Source organism: Saccharopolyspora sp. 6V, from assembly GCF_020176785.1.
In the GTDB taxonomy this organism is placed as follows: domain Bacteria; phylum Actinomycetota; class Actinomycetes; order Mycobacteriales; family Pseudonocardiaceae; genus Saccharopolyspora_C; species Saccharopolyspora_C gregorii.
The window spans coordinates 1-614 of record NZ_JAIUKB010000237.1 but is presented as its reverse complement, the minus strand read 5'-3'; the positions used below and the strand labels follow the sequence as shown (position 1 = coordinate 614).

Sequence of the window (614 nt, the reverse complement as noted above, 5' to 3'; positions counted from 1 at the left end):
GCTGTGGCGATGATGTCGGCGACTTCGGTGAATTCGGTGGTGGTGAAGCCGCGGGTGGCCAGGGCGGGGGTGCCGATGCGCAGGCCGCTGGTGGTCATGGGGGGTCGGGGGTCGTGGGGGACGGCGTTGCGGTTGACGGTGATGCCGATGGTGTGGAGGCGGTCTTCGGCCTGTTTGCCGTCGAGTTCGCTGTGGCGCAGGTCGACCAGGACGAGGTGGACGTCGGTGCCGCCGGAGACCAGCGACACCCCCGCTGCGCGGGCGTCGTCGTGCAGGAGGCGGTCGGCGATGATGCGGGCGCCGTCGAGGGTGCGTTGCTGGCGGTCGGCGAACTCCGGGGTGGCGGCGAGTTTGAACAGCACGGCCTTGCCCGCGATGACGTGTTCCAGGGGCCCGCCCTGCTGGCCGGGGAAGACCGCGGAGTTGAACTTCTTCGCGAACTCCTCACTGGCCGAGAGGATCACCCCGCCCCGGGGGCCGCCGAGGGTCTTGTGGGTGGTCGTGGTGACCACATCGGCATAGGGCAGCGGGCTCGGGTGCAGCCCGGCGGCGACCAGGCCGGCGAAGTGGGCCATGTCGACCATCAGGTAAGCACCGACCTCGTCGGCGATCTC

1 pseudogene is annotated in these 614 nt (G+C 70.4%); it reads right to left on the bottom strand.

Annotation, left to right across the window (positions count from 1 at the left end):
* Positions 1–614, bottom strand: a pseudogene (locus tag LCD35_RS29700) (serine hydroxymethyltransferase); the annotation flags it as partial.